We start from the raw sequence: 18,795 nt of genomic DNA, 5'->3' as shown, positions 1-18,795 counted from the left end.
AGATAATACTTCTTGAGGCATTTAGCATATTTAAATAATTTAGCTTATAAAGTAGCCATGTCGATTACGAATCTATAGCGCACATCGCCTTTTTCCATTCTGCTGTAAGCGTTATGGATGTCTTTCATATCGATCATTTCGATATCTGAAACGATGTTATTTTCGGCACAGAAATCAAGCATTTCTTGAGTTTCCTTAATACCACCAATACCCGAACCAGCTAGGCTTTTTCTGCCTCCCAATAAACTGAAAGCAGCAATTTCTGCTGGTTTAGGTGGAACACCCACACAGATGTGCGTTCCATTTGTTCTCAACAGTGAAAGATACATATTAAAATCATGCTCTGCAGAAACCGTATCTAAAATGAAATCGAAGGTTCCTCTTGCTGCTTTTATTTGAGCTGGATCGGTAGTTACCACGAAATGGTGAGCACCTAGTTTTTTTGCATCTTCTTCTTTTTTAGGTGAAGTACTTAACACAGTAACTTCAGCACCGAAAGCAACACCAAATTTAACTGCCATGTGACCTAATCCACCTAAACCTAAAACCGCTAATTTATGACCTTTTCCTACTTTCCAATGGCGTAAAGGAGAGTAAGTGGTAATGCCTGCACAAAGCAATGGTGCAACCGCTGCAAGATCCAATTTATCAGAAACTTTCAATACAAATTCTTCTCTCACCACAATGCTATCAGAATACCCACCGTAAGTTGGTGTTTTTCCATCACGCTCTAATCCATTGTAAGTTTGTGTATTTCCCTCCAAGCAATACTGTTCTAAATCTTGTTTACAGTTTTCGCAAACCTGGCAAGAATCTACCATACAGCCTGTTCCAGCTAAATCTCCAACCTTGAAATTTTTAACATGGTCGCCAACTTTAACTACGCGACCAACAATTTCGTGACCTGGAACCATTGGAAAAATACCAGGAAACCAATCGTTTTTAATTTGGTGAAGATCTGAGTGACAAACACCACAGAAAAGTATCTCAAATTGAACATCGTGAGGTCCAACTTCACGGCGCTCAAAATTCCAAGGTGCCAAATCTGTTTCAGCACTTTGTGCTGCATATCCTTTTGTTGCAATCATTTTTTATGAATTTTTATTTACTATAGCTCAACAAAGATAATCGCCAATTGTTAACGAAATATTACACATTTCAAAGAATTGATTACGTAATTCAAACAACTCAGCCTAAATCAAACGCTCGAGTGCTTTTTAACGTGAGTTTTGGACGTAGCATATTGATATTAGTTTGAAAATCATTGTCTATTTTCTTAAAAAGGTATTTTTTTGTCCTGGCCGGACGGGCTTTTTTCTTTTTGACATCAAAAAGAAACAAAAAATGCCGGCTGAAAATTTTTCTTTGGAAGCCAGTAATAAGGCTCGGACTGTGCAATCCGAAAAATTTGTTAGGCCGGGATTAAGTAGAACGAAGATTTTGTGCTTTGGCTTTGCTGGGTGTAAATACATAATGCATATTGAAAAGATCCAAAACTCACGTTATTTATTAAAAAGGTTATCCATAATTTCATCCTCCACAAAATTAGGAAGTGTAATCTTAAGCGTTTTTGTTCGCTCCATTTCTTGTTTTATGGCGAAGACTGCTTCTTTATTCCTGGCCCAACTTCTTCTGGCGATGCCATTATTTACATCGAAGAAAAGCATTTCTCTCGCTTTTAGCGTTGCAGTTTCAGTTCCATCCAATACCAATCCGAAGCCTCCGTTTATTACTTCTCCCCAACCAACGCCGCCGCCGTTGTGAATGCTTACCCAAGAAGCGCCCCTAAAACTATCGCCAATCACATTTTGAATGGCCATATCTGCGGTGTAACGGCTACCATCGTAAATATTGCTGGTTTCCCGAAAAGGTGAATCGGTACCGCTCACATCATGATGATCTCGACCGAGAACAATTGGTGCAGAAATTTTGCTAGCTTGGATAGCTTCGTTAAATCGAACTGCAATTTTTGATCTTCCCTCGGCATCGGCGTATAGAATTCTGGCTTGAGAACCCACCACTAAATTGTGCGATTTTGCTTGCTCAATCCAGTTAATATTATCTTGCAACTGCTGCTGGATTTCTTGAGGTGCATCAATGATGATTTCTTTCATTACTTCTAAAGCCAATTGGTCGGTGAGCTGAAGATCTTCTTCCTTTCCCGAAGTACAAACCCATCTAAAAGGTCCAAAGCCATAGTCGAAACACATCGGACCAAGAATATCCTCAACGTATGAAGCATACTTAAAACCATTGCCAGAATGATTAAATACGTCTGCTCCTGCCCTGCCCGATTCGAGCAAGAAAGCATTGCCATAATCGAAAAAGTAAGTGCCTTTCTCGCAGTGCTTATTTATGGCAGCAACTTGCCGAACAAGCGATTCCTCTACATATTTTTTAAACTTTTCAGGATCTTCGGACATCATTTTATTTGAATTTTCAAAGCTAAGTGCAGCAGGGTAATATCCGCCAGAAAATGGATTATGCAACGAAGTTTGGTCTGATCCAATGGTAACAAAAATTTCTTCCTCATAGAATTTCTCCCAAACATCAACTACGTTGCCAATAAATGCCAAAGAAACTATTTCTTTGTTAGATTGGGCTTTTTTAATCCTTTCTATCAAAATGGGCATGGTTTCGATAAGTTCATCTACCCAACCCTGCTCAAACCTTTTTCTGGCAGCCTGCGGATTAACTTCTGCACAAATGGTGATGCAGCCAGCAATATTTCCGGCTTTCGGTTGCGCACCGCTCATTCCGCCCAAACCTGCAGTAAGAAAAATTTTCCCATTGGGATTTTCACCAACAGAAAGCTTATTTCTAAACGCATTCATCAACGTAATTGTGGTACCATGAACAATTCCCTGCGGACCGATGTACATGTACGAACCTGCCGTCATTTGGCCATACTGCGTTACGCCAAGTGCAGAAAATTTTTCCAAATCCTTTTTACTGGAGTAATTCGGCACCATCATTCCATTGGTAATCACCACCCTTGGCGCCCAAGAATTTGATGGAAATAAACCCTGTGGATGGCCGCTATAAATGTTAAGGGTTTGAGCATCTATCATTGTTGCCAAATATTGCATGGTAATGAGGTATTGTGCCCAATTTTGGAATACGCTACCATTTCCTCCATAAGTAATTAACTCATGCGGAAATTGGGCAATTTTATGATCCAAGTTATTTTGAATCATCAGCATAATACAGGCCGCATGTTTACTTTCGAATGGATATTCTTGGAATGGGCGAGCATACATTTCGTACTCAGGAATGAATCTCAGCATATAAATCTTCCCAAACATTTCCAATTCTTCTAAAAATTCGATGGATAGTTCATGGTGCCACTCGCTTGGAAAATATCGTAAAGCATTGATTACACTTAACTTTTTTTCTTCCACATTCAGCCCGTTTGTCCTGATTGGCGCATGCGGAATCTCCTTATTATCAATATATTTAGCAGGCAATACAGCTGGTATTCCTTGCAAAATTTGCTGTTTAAAATTCATGTGTGTCGATGACTAAAAAGAAGTAGATGGGAAAGTAATACCAATAGCTGAACCAGCTTTTCTTGCAATGTTTAGCAGCGTTCGAGATTGCAACATATCAACAACTTCTTCCATCAATTGATACATGAGCTGGTCTTCCTCTAAATGTGGTATTTTGGAACGAATGTGCTCATGAACGGCAGAAATGATCTTGCCCGATTTCAGTGGAGCGTGATAATCCATAGCTTGCGCTGCACAAAAGAGTTCGATTGCTAAAATTCGTTCGGTATTGTCCATTACCTGATGTAATTTTCTTACACCGATTGAGCCCATACTCACATGATCTTCTTGTCCGAGTGAGGTGGGAATACTATCAGCGCTTGATGGAAAGCAGAGTCCTTTATTCTCGCTTGCAAGTGCCGCAGAGGTATATTGTACAATCATAAATCCAGAGTTAATCCCCGTCTCACGCATCAACAATTTCGGTACGCCATCGGTATTTCCTTCAAGCGATAAGTAAACTCTACGATCACTGATGTTTCCAATCTCCGACATGGCCAAACAGGCATAATCGAAAGGTAAAGCGATGGGTTGCCCATGGAAATTGCCGCCACTTATCGCGGTAGAATCATTGAAGATTACAGGATTATCGGTAACGGAATTGATTTCTATTTCTATGGCTTCCTTGAGGTGTTTGTATGCATTACGCGAAGCACCATGAACTTGCGGAACACAGCGTAATGAATAAGGATCTTGTACCTTAGCACAATCCAAATGCGACTGCACAATTTCAGAATCTTTTAAAAATGATCGGATATTGGATGCGACTTCGATATTGCCTGGAAAAGGCCTCAGTTGGTGTAGTCGTTCATCAAAAGGCTTTTCAGAACCTTTCAAACCCTCGATCATCATCGCAGCAATCAAATCTGCATGATCCAATAAATCTCCCATTCTCTCCACAGCTTTTACTCCGTGAGCCGCCATAAACTGCGTTCCGTTGATGAGTGCCAAACCCTCTTTTGCATTTAATTTGATGGCTTCAAGTTGGTGAGCTTTCAATAGATTGGCACTTTCTATCACTTGACCATTATAACTTACTTTTCCTAAACCAATTAGCGGTAAGAACAGATGGGAAAGTGGTGCCAAATCGCCAGAAGCACCAACTGAGCCTTGTTTAGGAATAATGGGAATGGCATCATTTTCCAAATGCCAAATCATTCTATCTAACGTTGTTTCTTGAATACCAGAAAAGCCTTTTGCCAGCGCATGGATTTTCAGGATTAACATGAGTTTGGAAATTTCTAAATTGATAGGTTCTCCCAAACCAACAGCATGACTTTTAAGAATATTCGATTGAAGTTTACGAGTATCAGCTGGAGAAATCATCGAGGTACAAAGCGGACCAAAACCTGTATTTATGCCATAAACGGCCTTGCTTCCTTGCGCAATCTTTTCTACAATCGCACTGCTTTCTCTAACTCGCTCTCGAGATTCATCATCAAAAACCGCCTTAATTTCGCCACGGCTAATGGCAATTGCATCCTTAATCGTTAAAAAATCTATCCCGTATCGAAAAATATTTGCTCTATTCATTTGCTTAAATAATTAAGTAAATTTAACTGTTACCTTTGATACCTATAAATACCATTTCCATCATCAACTAATAACCATGAGTTATCAAATAGAACTAAGGCACCTCAAATATTTTCAGGTTTTGGGCGAAACGCTCAACTTTCGCAAAGCATCAGAAAAGCTTTTTATTTCGCAGCCCGGACTTAGCAGACAGATTAAGCAAATGGAAGAAATATTCGGCGCCAGTTTGTTTGACAGGAATAAAAAAAAAGTCGAATTAACGGCTGCTGGGGCATTTCTATTAGGAGAAGTTGAATTGATATTTAGCAATCTGGAAAATATTAAAAGGCAGGTTATTGATATTAACCAAGGGAAACTTAGCGAACTTAGGGTAGGTTTTTTGGGTTCGGCGGCACAAAAAGTGATCCCAGATTTTGTTGCTGGATTGAACAGAAAGTTTCCTGGAATACGAACTATTCTGGAAGAGATGCCCAATAAACTTCAGTTGGCATTATTACAAACCCGCCAGCTTGATCTTGGCTTTGTTCGCGTTAAAACGTTCCCCGCCGGAATTGCGAACCACCTCATTCATCGAGATACTTTTTCAATTGTTCTTCCTATAAATCATCCTTTAAACAAGGCAAATTTTAAGGAGATTGCCAAACTAAAGGATCAGCCTTTTATCTTTTTTTCCAGCGAGGATAGTCCACATTATTTCGATTTAGTTATGAGTATTTGCGAAGATCATGGTTTTCGTCCAACGGTTTTCCATCGATCTATTAACGCATTAACTATTTTTAAATTGATAGAAGAAGGAATGGGCATTGCGATATTACCTACTTCTCTGCAATATGGTTACGATTTGAAAGTAAAGTTTGTAGCACTTGATCATATTAAACAACAAACAGAGCTTTTTATGGTTTGGAAAGAAGATAGTAGGAATCTTTCTTTAAGTCATGCCGTGGATTTTGTTACTCAAGATTTGCAGAATTAATTTTATTGTTAGTAATCCATGAAAAAAAAATATAAAACACTAAGGTTAGTTCTTGGCGACCAGCTTAACCTGCAGCATAGTTGGTTTTTAGCTGCTGATCCATCGACGCTCCACATTATGATGGAAGTGAAAACGGAAACTGACTATGTATGGCATCATATTCAAAAGGCCTGTGCTTTCTTTGCAGCAATGGAAAGTTTTGCAAAAACAATCATTAGCCAAGGATTCGAAACCCTTTATCTACATCTTAATAACCCAAGTAATAAGCAAAACATTTCGGAAAACATAAAAGATTTGATTGAGGCTTTTGGCATAGAGGAATTCCAATATCAATTACCCGACGAATACAGATTAGATCAAGAGCTGAATAACTTGTGCAGCCAACTTAACATTAATTGGCATTGTTTTGATAGCGAACACTTTTACACCAAAAGAGAAGAACTAGCCGATTTTTTTTCGGGCAAAAAGGAGTTGGTAATGGAAAGCTTTTATCGGGCAATGAGATTAAAACACCATATTTTAATCAATAATGGTACCGACCCTGAGGGAGATAAATGGAATTTCGATATTGAGAATCGTAAGAAACTTCCAAAAAACCATAAACCAAATCCTCCACTCTTATTTGATAATGATGTGAAAGCGCAGTTTGATCGCTTGGTCGCCGCAGAAACCAAAACGATTGGGAGTATTGTTCCCCACTATTTTCAATGGCCCATAAATAGGGAACAATCACTAAAGCTCTTGCACTATTTTTGCGAAAACTGCTTGCCCTTATTTGGCACTTTCCAAGATGCAATGCACACAGATGAATGGTCGCTTTACCACTCTCGGCTTTCATTTAGTATGAATACCAAAATGCTCTCGCCAATGGAGGTAGTAAATACTGTATTGGCATATTGGGAAGAACATAAAAAATCAGTAGCGCTTAATCAATTGGAAGGTTTTGTAAGGCAAATACTAGGATGGCGAGAATACATGCGTGGCATCTACTGGATGCATATGCCTAATTTTGAGCAACTTAACTATTTTAATCATGTAAAAAAACTTCCAGATTGGTATTGGACAGGTAATACAAATATGAACTGCCTTAAGCAATCCATATCACAATCGTTACGCTTTGCATACGCTCACCACATCCAAAGACTTATGATTACCGGCAATTTTGCACTGCTTGCTGGCATAAATCCCGATGATGTAGATTTTTGGTATCTAGGTATTTATATTGATGCTATTCAATGGGTCGAAATTACCAATACAAGAGGCATGAGTCAATATGCTGATGGAGGAATTACAGGTTCGAAACCATATACTGCTTCAGCCAACTACATTCATAAAATGAGTAATTATTGTGATAGTTGTAAGTACGATCGTAATGATAAGATTGGTGAAAATTCATGTCCATTTAATAGCCTATACTGGAATTTTCATGATCAACAAAGAGCAAAACTTCAACACAATCATCGGCTTTCTATGGTTTATAGAACTTGGGATAAGATGGCGCCGGCGCTTAAGGCTTCCGTTTTGCAACGTGCCAACTATTATCTTGAAAATTTGGATAAGTTGTGATATAAATTAATAATGATGAGCGAATTACCCTCCTATTTAAACTTCGATAAACCTGCTTACGCTTGGAAGCCAGATATTGATTACAGGAAAAATCCTGAGTTATACTGCGTTGGTAAGGGCGAGCAGGGCGTTTTAATTTGTCAACCCTACAAAGCTGAAATTGGGATTAATTGGCGGTTTAAAACCAAATCTATTGCCGAGGTAAGTGCGCAAAAGATTTACGATCAGTTTTTAATTTATTTAAAACAGGGTGATTTTGTTGGCGCAGATATGGCTCGCAAATACTTACAGATGGGTTATACGCGTTCTCGGAGGTATGCAAATTACAAGGGTGGAAAAAAATATGATTCGGCCAAAAATTATAACCTATTGGAACGAGGAACAGGCGACCCTGAAAAAGCTGAAGCAGCACAAGTCTTCTATCAACATTGGAAAACAGCAGAAGCTAATGAAGAATATTCGAATATGAAAAAGCAGTGGAAAATAGAAAAGGGTTAAATATGTTTAATCATTAAAATGATGTTTAAAGAGATGCAAAATGAACCGTTAATCTTAACACTTGGGCTAGATGCTCAAAGCGAGGATTTCTTCAATGCACAACGAAATCTTTATTTCCCAGTGGAAAGAAATTTTTTAGCTGCGCACCTAACGCTTTTCCATCAATTGCCCAATAGTATTGATACGATTAACTTTATATCAAATTTTCGATTTCCAAGTTTTGATATGGAGATAAGTAAGCTGATAAAACTTGGAGGTGGTGTTGCATATAGTGTAAACAGTAAGGAATTACAACAACTTCATAACGATTTAAAAATCCAATTTAAAGCTATCTTAATTCCCCAGGACCTCCAAACTTTTCGTCCGCACATTACCATACAAAATAAGGTTAGTCCACCGGAAGCCAATTTACTCTTTCATAAACTACAAGAAAATTTTGTTCCATTTTTCGTTAAGTCTATCAATTTACATCTCTGGACTTATTTGGGCGGCCCTTGGCGCCATGAGCAAACAATATCTTTGATATGATTTTATAGTTATACCTTGAAAGCCAATTTATCTGTTGCGAATTTGACAAAAAATTTATAACTAATACTTCAGTACAAAAGGGCTTCATTACCAAAATAACGTTAATAATCTATCAGATATCGTTCATAAAAATCCATTATCTTTACCACATCAAAAATTTTGATAAATCTTTAAATGAACACCCTAGCCAAAACCTGTTTTCTTATTATTTTCATTTTTTCTGTAGGAAATTGTTTTGCCCAAAACTTAAAATTTAAGCACATTGGTGTAGAAGATGGTTTATCAAATAGTACCATCGAATGTGTTTTTCAAGATTACCGAGGTTTTATTTGGTTTGGAACCAGAGATGGCTTAAATAAATATGATGGAAATCAGGTTACAGTTTTTAAACACGATAAAACGGCCAACAGTTTAAGCGACAACTTTATTAGATGCATTTTTGAAGATAAAAATCATATACTTTGGGTTGGTACTGCGGATGGATTAAATAAGTTTAATGCCCAGAAAAACAACTTCACAACCTATAAAACCAAAGAAAAAAACAGCATTAACAACATCACTTCAATTAAAGAAAGCAATAAAGGGATATGGATTGGCACTTACGGTGGTGGACTTAACTTAATTGATAAAAGCACGAATACCTTCAGTCGCTATGCACATAAAACTGAGTCTAAATCTAATCGGAAAGATTATATAAACGACATCTATTGTGATGTCTCTGGAAATATCTGGATGGCTACAGATGCAGGAATTCAGGTTTTAAACCTTAAAACTGGTGAATCAAAACCCATCAGCGGATTGGAAAAATATATCATCAGGGCAATTAAAAAATCTTTGGATGGAAATTTTTGGTTGGCAACTGAAGAAAGTGGAATGATTCGTATTGAAACCAAAACTAACGCCATAAAAATTTATCAGCACCAAGAAAAAAGCAAAAATAGTATTGGCAGCGATTTGGTTAGGGGAATTGCTTTTGATCAACAGAAAAATTTGTGGATAGGTGGCATAAATGGTGGATTGGATTACTTTGATCCGGTTTCGGAAAAATTCAGTCATTATCAAAATGAGCCAGGCAATGCATCCAGTTTATCTCAAAGAACGGTATCTGCCCTATTTGTTGATAAGCAGGGTAATTTGTGGATTGGAACCCACCGTGGTGGCGTAAATTTCTACAGTCCAGAGGCCGAAAAATTCAAGTTGTTTCGCCAAGAGCCCAATAAAAATAGTTTAAGTTATAACGATGTAAGAGCATTCTGTGAAGATATTCGAGGCAATATTTATATCGGGACCGATGGTGGCGGATTAGACGTTTACAATAAGAAAACTCAAGTTTTTACGCATCATCGGTACAATCCATTCGATGCTAAAAGTATTGGAGCAGATGCTATTTTGGATATTACTCAAACCCGAAATGGTACCCTATTTGTTGGCACTTGGGCAGGTGGCTTAAACATCATGCATGAAGATGGTTCTTTTACGCGTTTTAACCACAACACGAACGCAAATTCTATCTCATCTGACTATGTTCAGAAAACGTTTGAAGACAGTAATAAAAACATTTGGATTGGTACTTATTATGGTGGATTAAACCTTTTTAATCCGCAGACCAAACAGTTCAAAAGAATTATAGAGGGCAAAAACAGAACAAGATTAATCGGAAATAATATCGTTTCCATTAATGAGGATCAATATAAGAATCTTTGGATCGGCACTGATGATGGCGGGTTAAACTGCTATAATCTAAATACCCAAATCTTCTCTCATTACTTTACTGGCGAGGGCAAACTGCCCGATTTAAGGGTGATTTTTTTAGATAGCAAGGGTAATTTATGGATCGGCCAAGCTGGCCTTTACCGCTTTAATCGATCAAAAAACAAATTTGATATTTACACAACAAGGGCCGGCTTAGCTACGGAATTTATTAAGGGAATAACTGAGGATGCGAAAGGCAATTTTTGGATCTCAACCTCGAAAGGATTAACAAAATTCAACCCTCAAAACCAAAGTTTTAAAAAATATAATACTGGTGATGGCTTACAAGGCTTAGAATTCGAAGCCAATGCCTACATGAAAGCCAAAAACGGTGAAATGTTTTTCGGCGGTGTTAATGGTTTTAACTCTTTTTTTCCTGATCAAATTGAGATGAACAATTTTGTTCCTCCAGTTTACATCACCGAATTTCAAATTTTTAATCAAAAGATTACTCCCAATACTGAGCATGCTGTTCTTGAAAACGACATCAGTTTTACCAAAGAAATTAAACTCGACTACGATCAGGCAACGATCTCTTTTCGCTTCGCGGGATTAAATTACGTTTCGAATGAGAACAATAATTACGCTTATAAATTAGATGGCGAAGATAAGGACTGGATTAGTGGTGGAAATGTAAAACAAGCCTTTTATACCAACTTAGATCCTGGAACCTACACATTTCGAGTAAAAGCATCGAACAATGATCATATTTGGAATAATAAAGGAACGGCTATAAAAGTAATCATTTCCCCTCCTTTTTGGGCTACTTGGTGGTTTAGGATTTTGGCGATTGCCTTGGCAATGTACATTGCTTACGTTGCACTTAGTTTTAAACGAAGATTAGAGATTAGAAAGATTGAGGAAGAAAAGCGAGAGGAAATTCACCAAACGCAACTCCAGTTTTTCACTAATATATCTCACGAATTTCGCACCCCGCTCTCTTTAATTTTAGGTCCGATAGAACGCCTATTAAATGAAGATACGCATGAATCCTTTCATAGTTATTACAACACCATCCATAGAAACGCAAACCGTTTATTAAGGTTAATTAATGAGCTGATGGATTTCAGAAAAACAGCATCTGGGGCATTAAAACTTAATGTTATCAATGGAAATCTCAATATATTTATAGATGAGGTAGCTGAGGAATTTTCAGAAATGGCTGCCGAAAAAAACATTAGTTTTACTGCAGAAAAAACTAATATCCCCGAAGTTGTATGGTTTGATCGGCAGGTGATCGAAAAAATTATACTCAACCTGATCAATAATTCCTTAAAATATACCAAATCTGGCGGATCGCTAAAACTTCAAATTCTTAATTCACTAGCGGATTTTGAGCCGAAATTTGCAAATCAACTTACTGTAGCAAGCGATTATCAGGCAACGGATTATATCTATTTCCGTGTAATTGATAGTGGAATTGGCATATCTAAAGAATCTATAAAACACTTGTTTGAGCGTTATTACCGCATTACCGAAACACATTTGGGTTCTGGTGTTGGCTTGGCATTTGTAAAAAGCTTAACCTTGTTGCACAAAGGAATAATTAAGGTATCGAGCGAAAGAAATGAAGGAACAGAGATTATTATCGGTATTCCAAGTAACAAGGAAGATTACGATATTAATGAACAATTTAGCCAAAACACCGAGCAAGGCGGAACCAGATTAGAAAGCATTACATACAACGCCGAACCAGAAAATAAAAATGCCAGAATTGAGCCACCATCAGAAAATTTAGAAACACATATTCTTATAGTAGATGATAACGAAGAATTGAGAACTTTTTTAAGGGAAACCTTGAGTTCGTTTTATCAAATTACTGTGGCAGCTGACGGCCAATCGGGCTTAGAACTGGCTAAAAAGGATTTACCAGACTTAATTATAAGTGATGTAATGATGCCTGGAATGAGTGGAACCGAGTTTTGTAAAATCATAAAGGATGATATTGAAACCAGCCATATTCCATTTTTAATGCTCACTGCAAAAAATAGTATCGAAGCCGAAATTGAAGGTACAGCATCTGGAGCTGATTTGTATTTTACTAAGCCAATAAATATAAGTTTGCTGCAAATTACCATCAAAAATATATTCGAACAAAGGCAAAAACTCAAAGATCATTACCTTAAAAACAAGGAAACAGCGCCTAGGGAACTCGTTCATTCGGAAAAGGATAAAATTTTTATGGAGAAAATTTTATTAATAATCGACGAGCAAATGGTTAATCCTGAAATGGATATCGAATTCTTATGCCGAGAAATTGGGATGAGTAGAACCAAACTTTATCAAAAAATAAAGTCGATAACAGGGCAATCGATTGGAGAATTTGTAAGATCGGCAAGGCTGAGAAAAGCCATTGAAATAATGAAAACCGAAGATGTTTTAATGACCGAGGTAATGTATCGCATTGGCATACAAACGCAATCTTATTTCACCAAAGCCTTTAAAAAAGAATTCGGTGTAACCCCAACAGGTTATATGCAGCGTTTAAATAGACCAACAATTCCCAATTAATAACGCATTTCAAAACCGTTTGTCACTTTATATCCTGGCTTTATTCCTGCCACCGATTTTACATTATTAAAGTTAATTTTTACCGCATCGTTTACAACAACTTTCGCATTTTCTGGTAGTAAGATGTTAGAGAAAATCACGTTTTTTAGTCGGTGTTTAGGGTCTTTAAAACCATTAATATTGATCACCGGGCTATTAGCAATAGCCATAGACATGTCGATATTCTTAAATTCAAAATTCTCGAACTTTGGGATCTCTGGTGCTGCCTCGCCGTCGTTATTGTAATTCACAGCAGAAAAAATCGTTATCTGCATTAACTGACAATCGCTAACGGTAACGTTTCTCACATATCCACCCCGATCTTTTGTAGCTTTAATTTGCATACCGTGAAGAAGTTTTCCGGCTTTGCAATCTTGCACTAAAACATTGCTCACTCCACCAGACATTTCGCTGCCTATTGAAATACCATGCCCACGTTTAAAATCGCAATCGGTAATTCTTACATTCTTGGTGGGTTTGGCAATAAAATATCCCTCAGGGTTTTTACCAGATTTAATGGCAATACAGTCATCTCCAGTATCAAAAACACAATTGAAAATATAAGAATCGGTAGAAGAATCAGGGTCAATCCCATCTCCATATCTAATGTTGGTGGTAATAATACTCAGACCATCACATGTAATTTTGTCGCTGTAAATGTAGTGTATTGTCCAACAGGGAGGTTCTGTTATGGTTAAGTTTGATAAATTTACATTTTGACAATTCATTAAACAAATGAGTCGCCCTCGGCTTCTGATACCATTAGCCTTTGTCATAGCGTCCCCAAGCTTTTTTCCACCACCCATAATGGTTCCTTTTCCTGTAATCCGCAAATTTTTAACATTATAAGAACCATAGCGATTAAGTTTTCCAGCGTTTAATAAACTGGCATAAGTTTTCATTTCCCAACCCTCGAAACGATTTAGAATCATTGGAAGATAATCATCAGTTGAAACAGAACCTTTCAAAATCCCTCCATCCTCAATGTAAAGTGTCATATCACTTTTTAAAAACAATGCACCAGAAATAAATTTCCCTTTTGGAATATACACGGTTCCACCCTTTGAGCATGCATTTATCGTGGCTTGAATTTCCTTTGTGTTGATTGAAGCATCAGCCTTTGCTCCGTAATCTAAAATGTTAAAAATCTTTCCGGTTGAATTGGTTTTAAAACGAACAGTATTTAATTTATTTGAAGTCTTATTTCCTTTCAGTTTTACTTCGGCAATGTAATCGGTATTCGCCAGCAATTGCGTCGCCGTGAAGTTTGTTTTGGTCGTAGTGCCAAAAATTTTGCCGTTCAAATAAACTTCATAAATCACTTTCTCTGCATCATATTGTTTATCCCAAAGTAAGGTAATCGAGTTTTCTGACAATGAGCCTGGTGCAATAAGGAGATTAAATTTATAATTAGATTTAGCGAAAGATGTAAAAGAATGACAAATAACAATAGAAATTAATACTGCGGCAGCGCTTATTTTTAAAAATTTGGTTTTTATCATCACTGAATTTGGTTAGAAAATATTTTTGGCTTCTGCCCTATTTCTACAGCAAATATAGCAGCATCATTAAGCTAACTGTCCTGCTTCATACTGTTTAAAATCTTTAATCATCCATTTTTTGTTAAGGTAATCTGGTCACATAATCTATTCCAGACCTAAATGGTCAATATCAAAATTAATTGAAGTTATTTTTAAAAATTTAAAGTAATTGGGGTTTTCGTCCGTCTTCACCACAAACCCTAAAATTATGATTTCGATATTTAAAACCAACATTGGTGATGAAAATGAGCTTGTAAATATTGCGCAACGCCTAAATAAACATCTACCAGATATTAATTGGAATGTAGATCTTGCTGATTGTGATCGCATTCTTCGTGTAGAATCGAAAGACAATAACAATGATTTTATCGAATCCTTATTTAGAAAAATGGGATTTCTATGTGTAAATCTTGAAGTGTTCCATACCGCACCTCAATGAGAGTATTCTGGTTATAATTACACTTTAATCGCTCATGTTTTTTCACAGAAAAAGAAAAATCACTAATTTCTTTATTTCATTTGGTATAATTTGTTGGCATTAATTGCTTTTTCTGAATAACAATTATCATTTTAGCAAACCGATTGATTTATTTTGAAGGAAAGATTTAGTTATGAATGAAATAACGCAGCTTGTTGTTGATCAAATCGGCTTTGAGGTATATCAACTAAGTGAATCTGCGCTAACTTTAGAATTTGGCAATAAAATCGATGTCGAGATTTCTCGAACCATAAGCAATCTTAATCAAGCTATACAAGCACAGCCGTTTATTGGATATAGAACAACTGTGCAAGCCTATTGTACCTTAACTGTTTTTTACGATCCGATATTGGTTTTAACCTCCAAATTAAATGGAAATAATTGTGTTGAAAAGATTGTTGGTTATTTAAAATTACTTTCTACCAAAATTACATCAACAACTAAGCTAATTACTACTACCATTACAATACCAGTTTGTTATGGAGGAGATTTCGGCCCCGATTTGGAGGAAATGGCCACATTGAATCAGCTCACCACCAATGAATTTATCGCTCTTCATAGTGCAGCTAAATATAAAGTTTACATGATTGGTTTTGTACCTGGTTTTGCTTACCTCGGCGGATTAAACGAAAAACTATTTAGTCCACGTAAAGCCCAACCCCGTTCAACTATTGTTAGCGGATCAGTTGGAATAGCTGGTCGGCAAACTGGAATTTACCCACTAAACACACCTGGCGGTTGGCAAATTATCGGTCGAACACCCAATAAGTTATTCGACTCAAAATGCATACAGCCTTCGCTTTTAAAAGCCGGAGATAGTGTAATATTTAAGCCGATTACAATTGACGACTTCAATTCTTATCCGAAACATAGCGATGCAGATTAAGATTTTGAAACCCGGCATACTAAGTACCATTCAAGATTTAGGTCGGATGGATTTTCTTAGTCAGGCAGTTCCTACCTCAGGCGCCATGGATACCCTATCTGCTAGAATTGCAAACAAAGCTGTTGGCAATCCTGATGATTTTGCTGTGATAGAATTTACCTATGCCGCAGCTGAACTTGAAACCTTAACAGATGTTTTAGTTGCCTATGCTGGCGATGGCGCAATACTTAGCATTAACGGGAACAATTTACCATCCGAGCGACCATTATTTATCCCAAAGGGAAACACGATTAAACTTAAGAACAATCCCGATGGCGCAAGAACATATCTATCTATCGTTGGCGGATGGGCTGCCAAAACGGTTATGGGCAGCAAAAGTACGTATCTCACTGCAGGTTTTGGAGGGCATTATGGGCGATCGCTAATTGCAGGTGACGTTTTAAGTAACGATCCAATTACCAGCCAACTTTCCAAAACAATGATTAAAAAACTTAAAAGTGATACACCTAAATTCCTAAACTGGAGCATCCCTAAAACATTATTATTGTCATCGAACAGGAAAGTGATTAGGGTTTTCCCAGGGCGAGAATTTTCGAAATTTAATGGTTTATCAATAACGAATTTTTTCTCCTCTACCTTTAAAATAGCGGTAAACAGCAATCGAATGGGGTTTCATTTAGAGGGAAACTTAATGTTGCAGAGGAAAAAAGAAGAATTATTAAGCACTGCCGTAGCACCAGGCACAATACAGGTAACTGGAAGCGGAAATTTAATCTTACTCATGGCCGACTGCCAAACAACGGGAGGTTATCCTCGAATTGCACAAGTTGCCGCCGTAGATTTAACGCTTTGCGCACAATTGAAGCCGGGAGATAGTTTGCAATTCGAAGACATCAGCACGGAAGATGCTGAAATATTGTATCTTGAACGAGAAAAAGAACTAAACAAACTCACTACTGCAATTTCAAGCAGATTTTAACAATTTTTACCATGCAACGCATCGATCTTAATTGCGATATGGGCGAAGCATTTGGCAATTATTCTATGCCGAATGATATTGAGCTTATGAAATACATTACATCGGCAAATATTGCCTGTGGTTTCCATGCTGGCGATAGTGAGGTAATGCAACAAACCGTAAATCTAGCAGTTAAACATGGAGTAGCAGTTGGCGCTCATCCTGGATTACCCGATTTGCAAGGCTTTGGTAGGCGAGAATTGAAAATTTCTACGCATGAAGCTTACCACATCACACTTTACCAAATCGGAGCGCTACACGCTTTCGTGAGAGTAGCTGGAGCTAAACTTAACCATGTTAAACCCCACGGCGCTTTATACAATATGGCGGCAAAAGATCGAAATTTAGCAAAAGCCATTGTACAGGCTATTCATGATTTCGACTCAGAACTTATTCTGTATGCCCTCTCCGGAAGTGAAATGATTAAAGCAGCAAAGGAAATTGGGTTGAGATCTGCTTCCGAGGTTTTCGCAGATAGAACTTATCAGGATGATGGCTCATTAACGCCACGATTGCAACCTAATGCGATAATTACGAATGAAGACGAAGCTATCAATCAGGTAATATTGATGACTAACAAACAGCAGGTAATTTCAGTAAGTAAGCACGTAGTTTCGATAGTGGCAGAAACACTTTGCCTACATGGAGATGGCGAACACGCCCTACCATTTGCTAAAAAGATAAGGGAAAGATTAACTTCTGAGGGAATTATTATTCAGTCGCCGAAAATATGAAGAAAAAGTACAATTGGAGCGTACTCTTAGGTGCTGCATTTTTAATGGCTTCATCCGCTATTGGACCAGGATTCTTGACCCAAACTGCGGTTTTTACCGAACAACTTGGGGCGAGTTTTGCTTTTGTAATCTTAATCTCTATCATTCTGGATGCCATCGCTCAATTAAATGTTTGGCGCATTATTGCAGTGGCTGATCAACCCGCTCAAGAAATTGCAAATAAGGTTTTTCCTGGCCTGGGCTATTTTATTTCTTTTTTAGTATTTCTGGGTGGCTTGGCATTTAACATTGGTAATATTGCTGGTGCCGGTTTAGGTTTAAATGTTTTGTTTGGAATAAGTGTAGGCCAAGGTGCAGTTATCAGCGCCATTTTAGCCATCGGAATATTTATCTACAAAGAGGCAGGCAAAGCGATGGATACATTTGCAAAAACGATGGGCTTGCTCAAAATCGCACTCGCCTTGTTTATTGCTTACATTAGCGAACCGCCTTTGGCAGAAGCTGCATTAAGAGCTGTTAATCCAACACAGTTTAGTTTTACGGCAGTGTTAACAGTAGTTGGCGGTACCGTTGGCGGATATATCACATTTTCGGGTGCACACCGACTTTTAGATGCTCGCCAAACGGGTATCGAAAATCTTTCAGCCGTAAATAAAGGAGCATTAAGTGCCATCGGCCTAGCATCGATCATGAGGCTACTCTTATTTATTGCGGCACTTGGCGTAGTAAGCACTGGTGCAAAGTTAGATCCTGCAAATCCTGCCGCCTCTGTTTTTCAATTGGCAAGCGGGCAGTTTGGTTATAAGGTTTTCGGAGTTGTGATTTGGGCTGCTGGTATATCATCGGTTGTTGGTTCGGCTTATACTTCTATCTCTTTTATCAAAAGCTTTCATCCTATGATTTTCAAATTTCAAAAGGCAATAATCATCACATTTATATCAACCTCATGCCTAATATTCTTGATTATTGGTAGGCCAGTAAAAGTATTGCTTACAGTTGGCGCATTAAATGGCCTTATCTTGCCCATCGCCCTTGGTATAATGCTCGTTGCCGCTTATAAAACCAAAATTATCGCTAACTATCGCCAACCATTGTGGCTTACAATTGCTGGAGCAACCGTTGTAATTACAATGATTTGGATGGGCTACGGCACTATAGCGCAAATGTTAACAGGATAAGAAAAGATTTCT

The 18,795-nt window shown here is 37.7% G+C and carries 14 protein-coding genes; 10 read left to right on the top strand and 4 right to left on the bottom strand.

Annotated features, from left to right (window positions below):
• Positions 1–44 precede the first annotated feature (44 nt).
• The 3 genes from EZ449_RS16105 to hutH all read right to left on the bottom strand — a co-directional run bounded on the left by EZ449_RS16105 (position 45) and on the right by hutH (position 5,081).
• Positions 45–1,088 carry an NAD(P)-dependent alcohol dehydrogenase gene (locus tag EZ449_RS16105; protein WP_131560696.1) on the bottom strand — a complete coding sequence of 348 codons (1,044 nt, stop codon included), beginning with the start codon at positions 1,086–1,088 and terminating at the stop codon, positions 45–47.
• A 414-nt stretch (positions 1,089–1,502) separates the two neighbouring features.
• Entirely contained in the window at positions 1,503–3,509 is a 2,007-nt protein-coding gene (locus EZ449_RS16100; RefSeq protein WP_131560694.1) for a urocanate hydratase, read from the bottom strand.
• 12 nt (positions 3,510–3,521) lie between these two features.
• Complete coding sequence (gene hutH, locus EZ449_RS16095) at positions 3,522–5,081, bottom strand: histidine ammonia-lyase (RefSeq protein WP_131560692.1); 1,560 nt, start codon at positions 5,079–5,081, stop codon at positions 3,522–3,524.
• A gap of 76 nt (positions 5,082–5,157) precedes the next feature.
• On the opposite strand from hutH, the gene EZ449_RS16090 reads away from it, so the two are divergent.
• The 5 genes from EZ449_RS16090 to EZ449_RS16070 all read left to right on the top strand — a co-directional run bounded on the left by EZ449_RS16090 (position 5,158) and on the right by EZ449_RS16070 (position 12,909).
• Positions 5,158–6,054, top strand: a complete 897-nt coding sequence (locus EZ449_RS16090; RefSeq protein ID WP_131560690.1) for a LysR family transcriptional regulator — start codon at positions 5,158–5,160, stop codon at positions 6,052–6,054.
• Between the two features lie 18 nt (positions 6,055–6,072).
• Positions 6,073–7,620 (top strand): cryptochrome/photolyase family protein, encoded by a 1,548-nt coding sequence (locus tag EZ449_RS16085; RefSeq protein WP_131560688.1) that lies wholly within the window; start codon positions 6,073–6,075, stop codon positions 7,618–7,620.
• 12 nt (positions 7,621–7,632) lie between these two features.
• The gene (locus EZ449_RS16080) at positions 7,633–8,118 is read left to right on the top strand and encodes a DUF4385 domain-containing protein (RefSeq protein WP_205943024.1); all 486 of its coding nucleotides are present in this window, start codon (positions 7,633–7,635) and stop codon (positions 8,116–8,118) included.
• 33 nt (positions 8,119–8,151) lie between these two features.
• Complete coding sequence (locus EZ449_RS16075; protein WP_165499792.1) at positions 8,152–8,646, top strand: 2'-5' RNA ligase family protein; 495 nt, start codon at positions 8,152–8,154, stop codon at positions 8,644–8,646.
• 174 nt (positions 8,647–8,820) lie between these two features.
• Positions 8,821–12,909: a hybrid sensor histidine kinase/response regulator transcription factor gene (locus tag EZ449_RS16070; protein ID WP_131560684.1), complete on the top strand. Its 4,089-nt coding sequence runs from the start codon at positions 8,821–8,823 to the stop codon at positions 12,907–12,909.
• On the opposite strand, the gene EZ449_RS16065 is transcribed toward EZ449_RS16070, so the two are convergent.
• Entirely contained in the window at positions 12,906–14,450 is a 1,545-nt protein-coding gene (locus EZ449_RS16065) for a glycoside hydrolase family 28 protein (RefSeq protein ID WP_131560682.1), read from the bottom strand. The two genes, EZ449_RS16070 and EZ449_RS16065, sit on opposite strands and share 4 nt — an antisense overlap.
• 247 nt (positions 14,451–14,697) lie before the next feature.
• Between EZ449_RS16065 and EZ449_RS16060 the strand changes: the two genes are divergently transcribed.
• From EZ449_RS16060 to EZ449_RS16040, 5 genes are all read left to right on the top strand, one after another.
• Positions 14,698–14,928, top strand: a complete 231-nt coding sequence (locus EZ449_RS16060; protein WP_131560680.1) for a hypothetical protein — start codon at positions 14,698–14,700, stop codon at positions 14,926–14,928.
• Positions 14,929–15,100: 172 nt separating this feature from the next.
• Positions 15,101–15,853, top strand: coding sequence for a 5-oxoprolinase subunit PxpB (gene pxpB, locus EZ449_RS16055; protein ID WP_131560677.1), 753 nt, complete (start codon positions 15,101–15,103; stop codon positions 15,851–15,853).
• On the top strand, positions 15,843–16,832 hold the full coding sequence (locus EZ449_RS16050; RefSeq protein ID WP_131560675.1) for a 5-oxoprolinase subunit C family protein: 990 nt from the start codon (positions 15,843–15,845) through the stop codon (positions 16,830–16,832). Before pxpB ends, EZ449_RS16050 begins: the two co-directional genes overlap by 11 nt.
• Before the next feature lie 11 nt (positions 16,833–16,843).
• The gene (locus EZ449_RS16045) at positions 16,844–17,605 is read left to right on the top strand and encodes a LamB/YcsF family protein (protein WP_131560673.1); all 762 of its coding nucleotides are present in this window, start codon (positions 16,844–16,846) and stop codon (positions 17,603–17,605) included.
• On the top strand, positions 17,602–18,783 hold the full coding sequence (locus EZ449_RS16040) for an NRAMP family divalent metal transporter (protein ID WP_131560671.1): 1,182 nt from the start codon (positions 17,602–17,604) through the stop codon (positions 18,781–18,783). Before EZ449_RS16045 ends, EZ449_RS16040 begins: the two co-directional genes overlap by 4 nt.
• Positions 18,784–18,795: the final 12 nt, after the last annotated feature.

Source organism: Pedobacter frigidisoli (genome assembly GCF_004331675.1).
In the GTDB taxonomy this organism is placed as follows: domain Bacteria; phylum Bacteroidota; class Bacteroidia; order Sphingobacteriales; family Sphingobacteriaceae; genus Pedobacter; species Pedobacter frigidisoli.
This window is presented reverse-complemented; position numbering and strand designations above follow the sequence as displayed.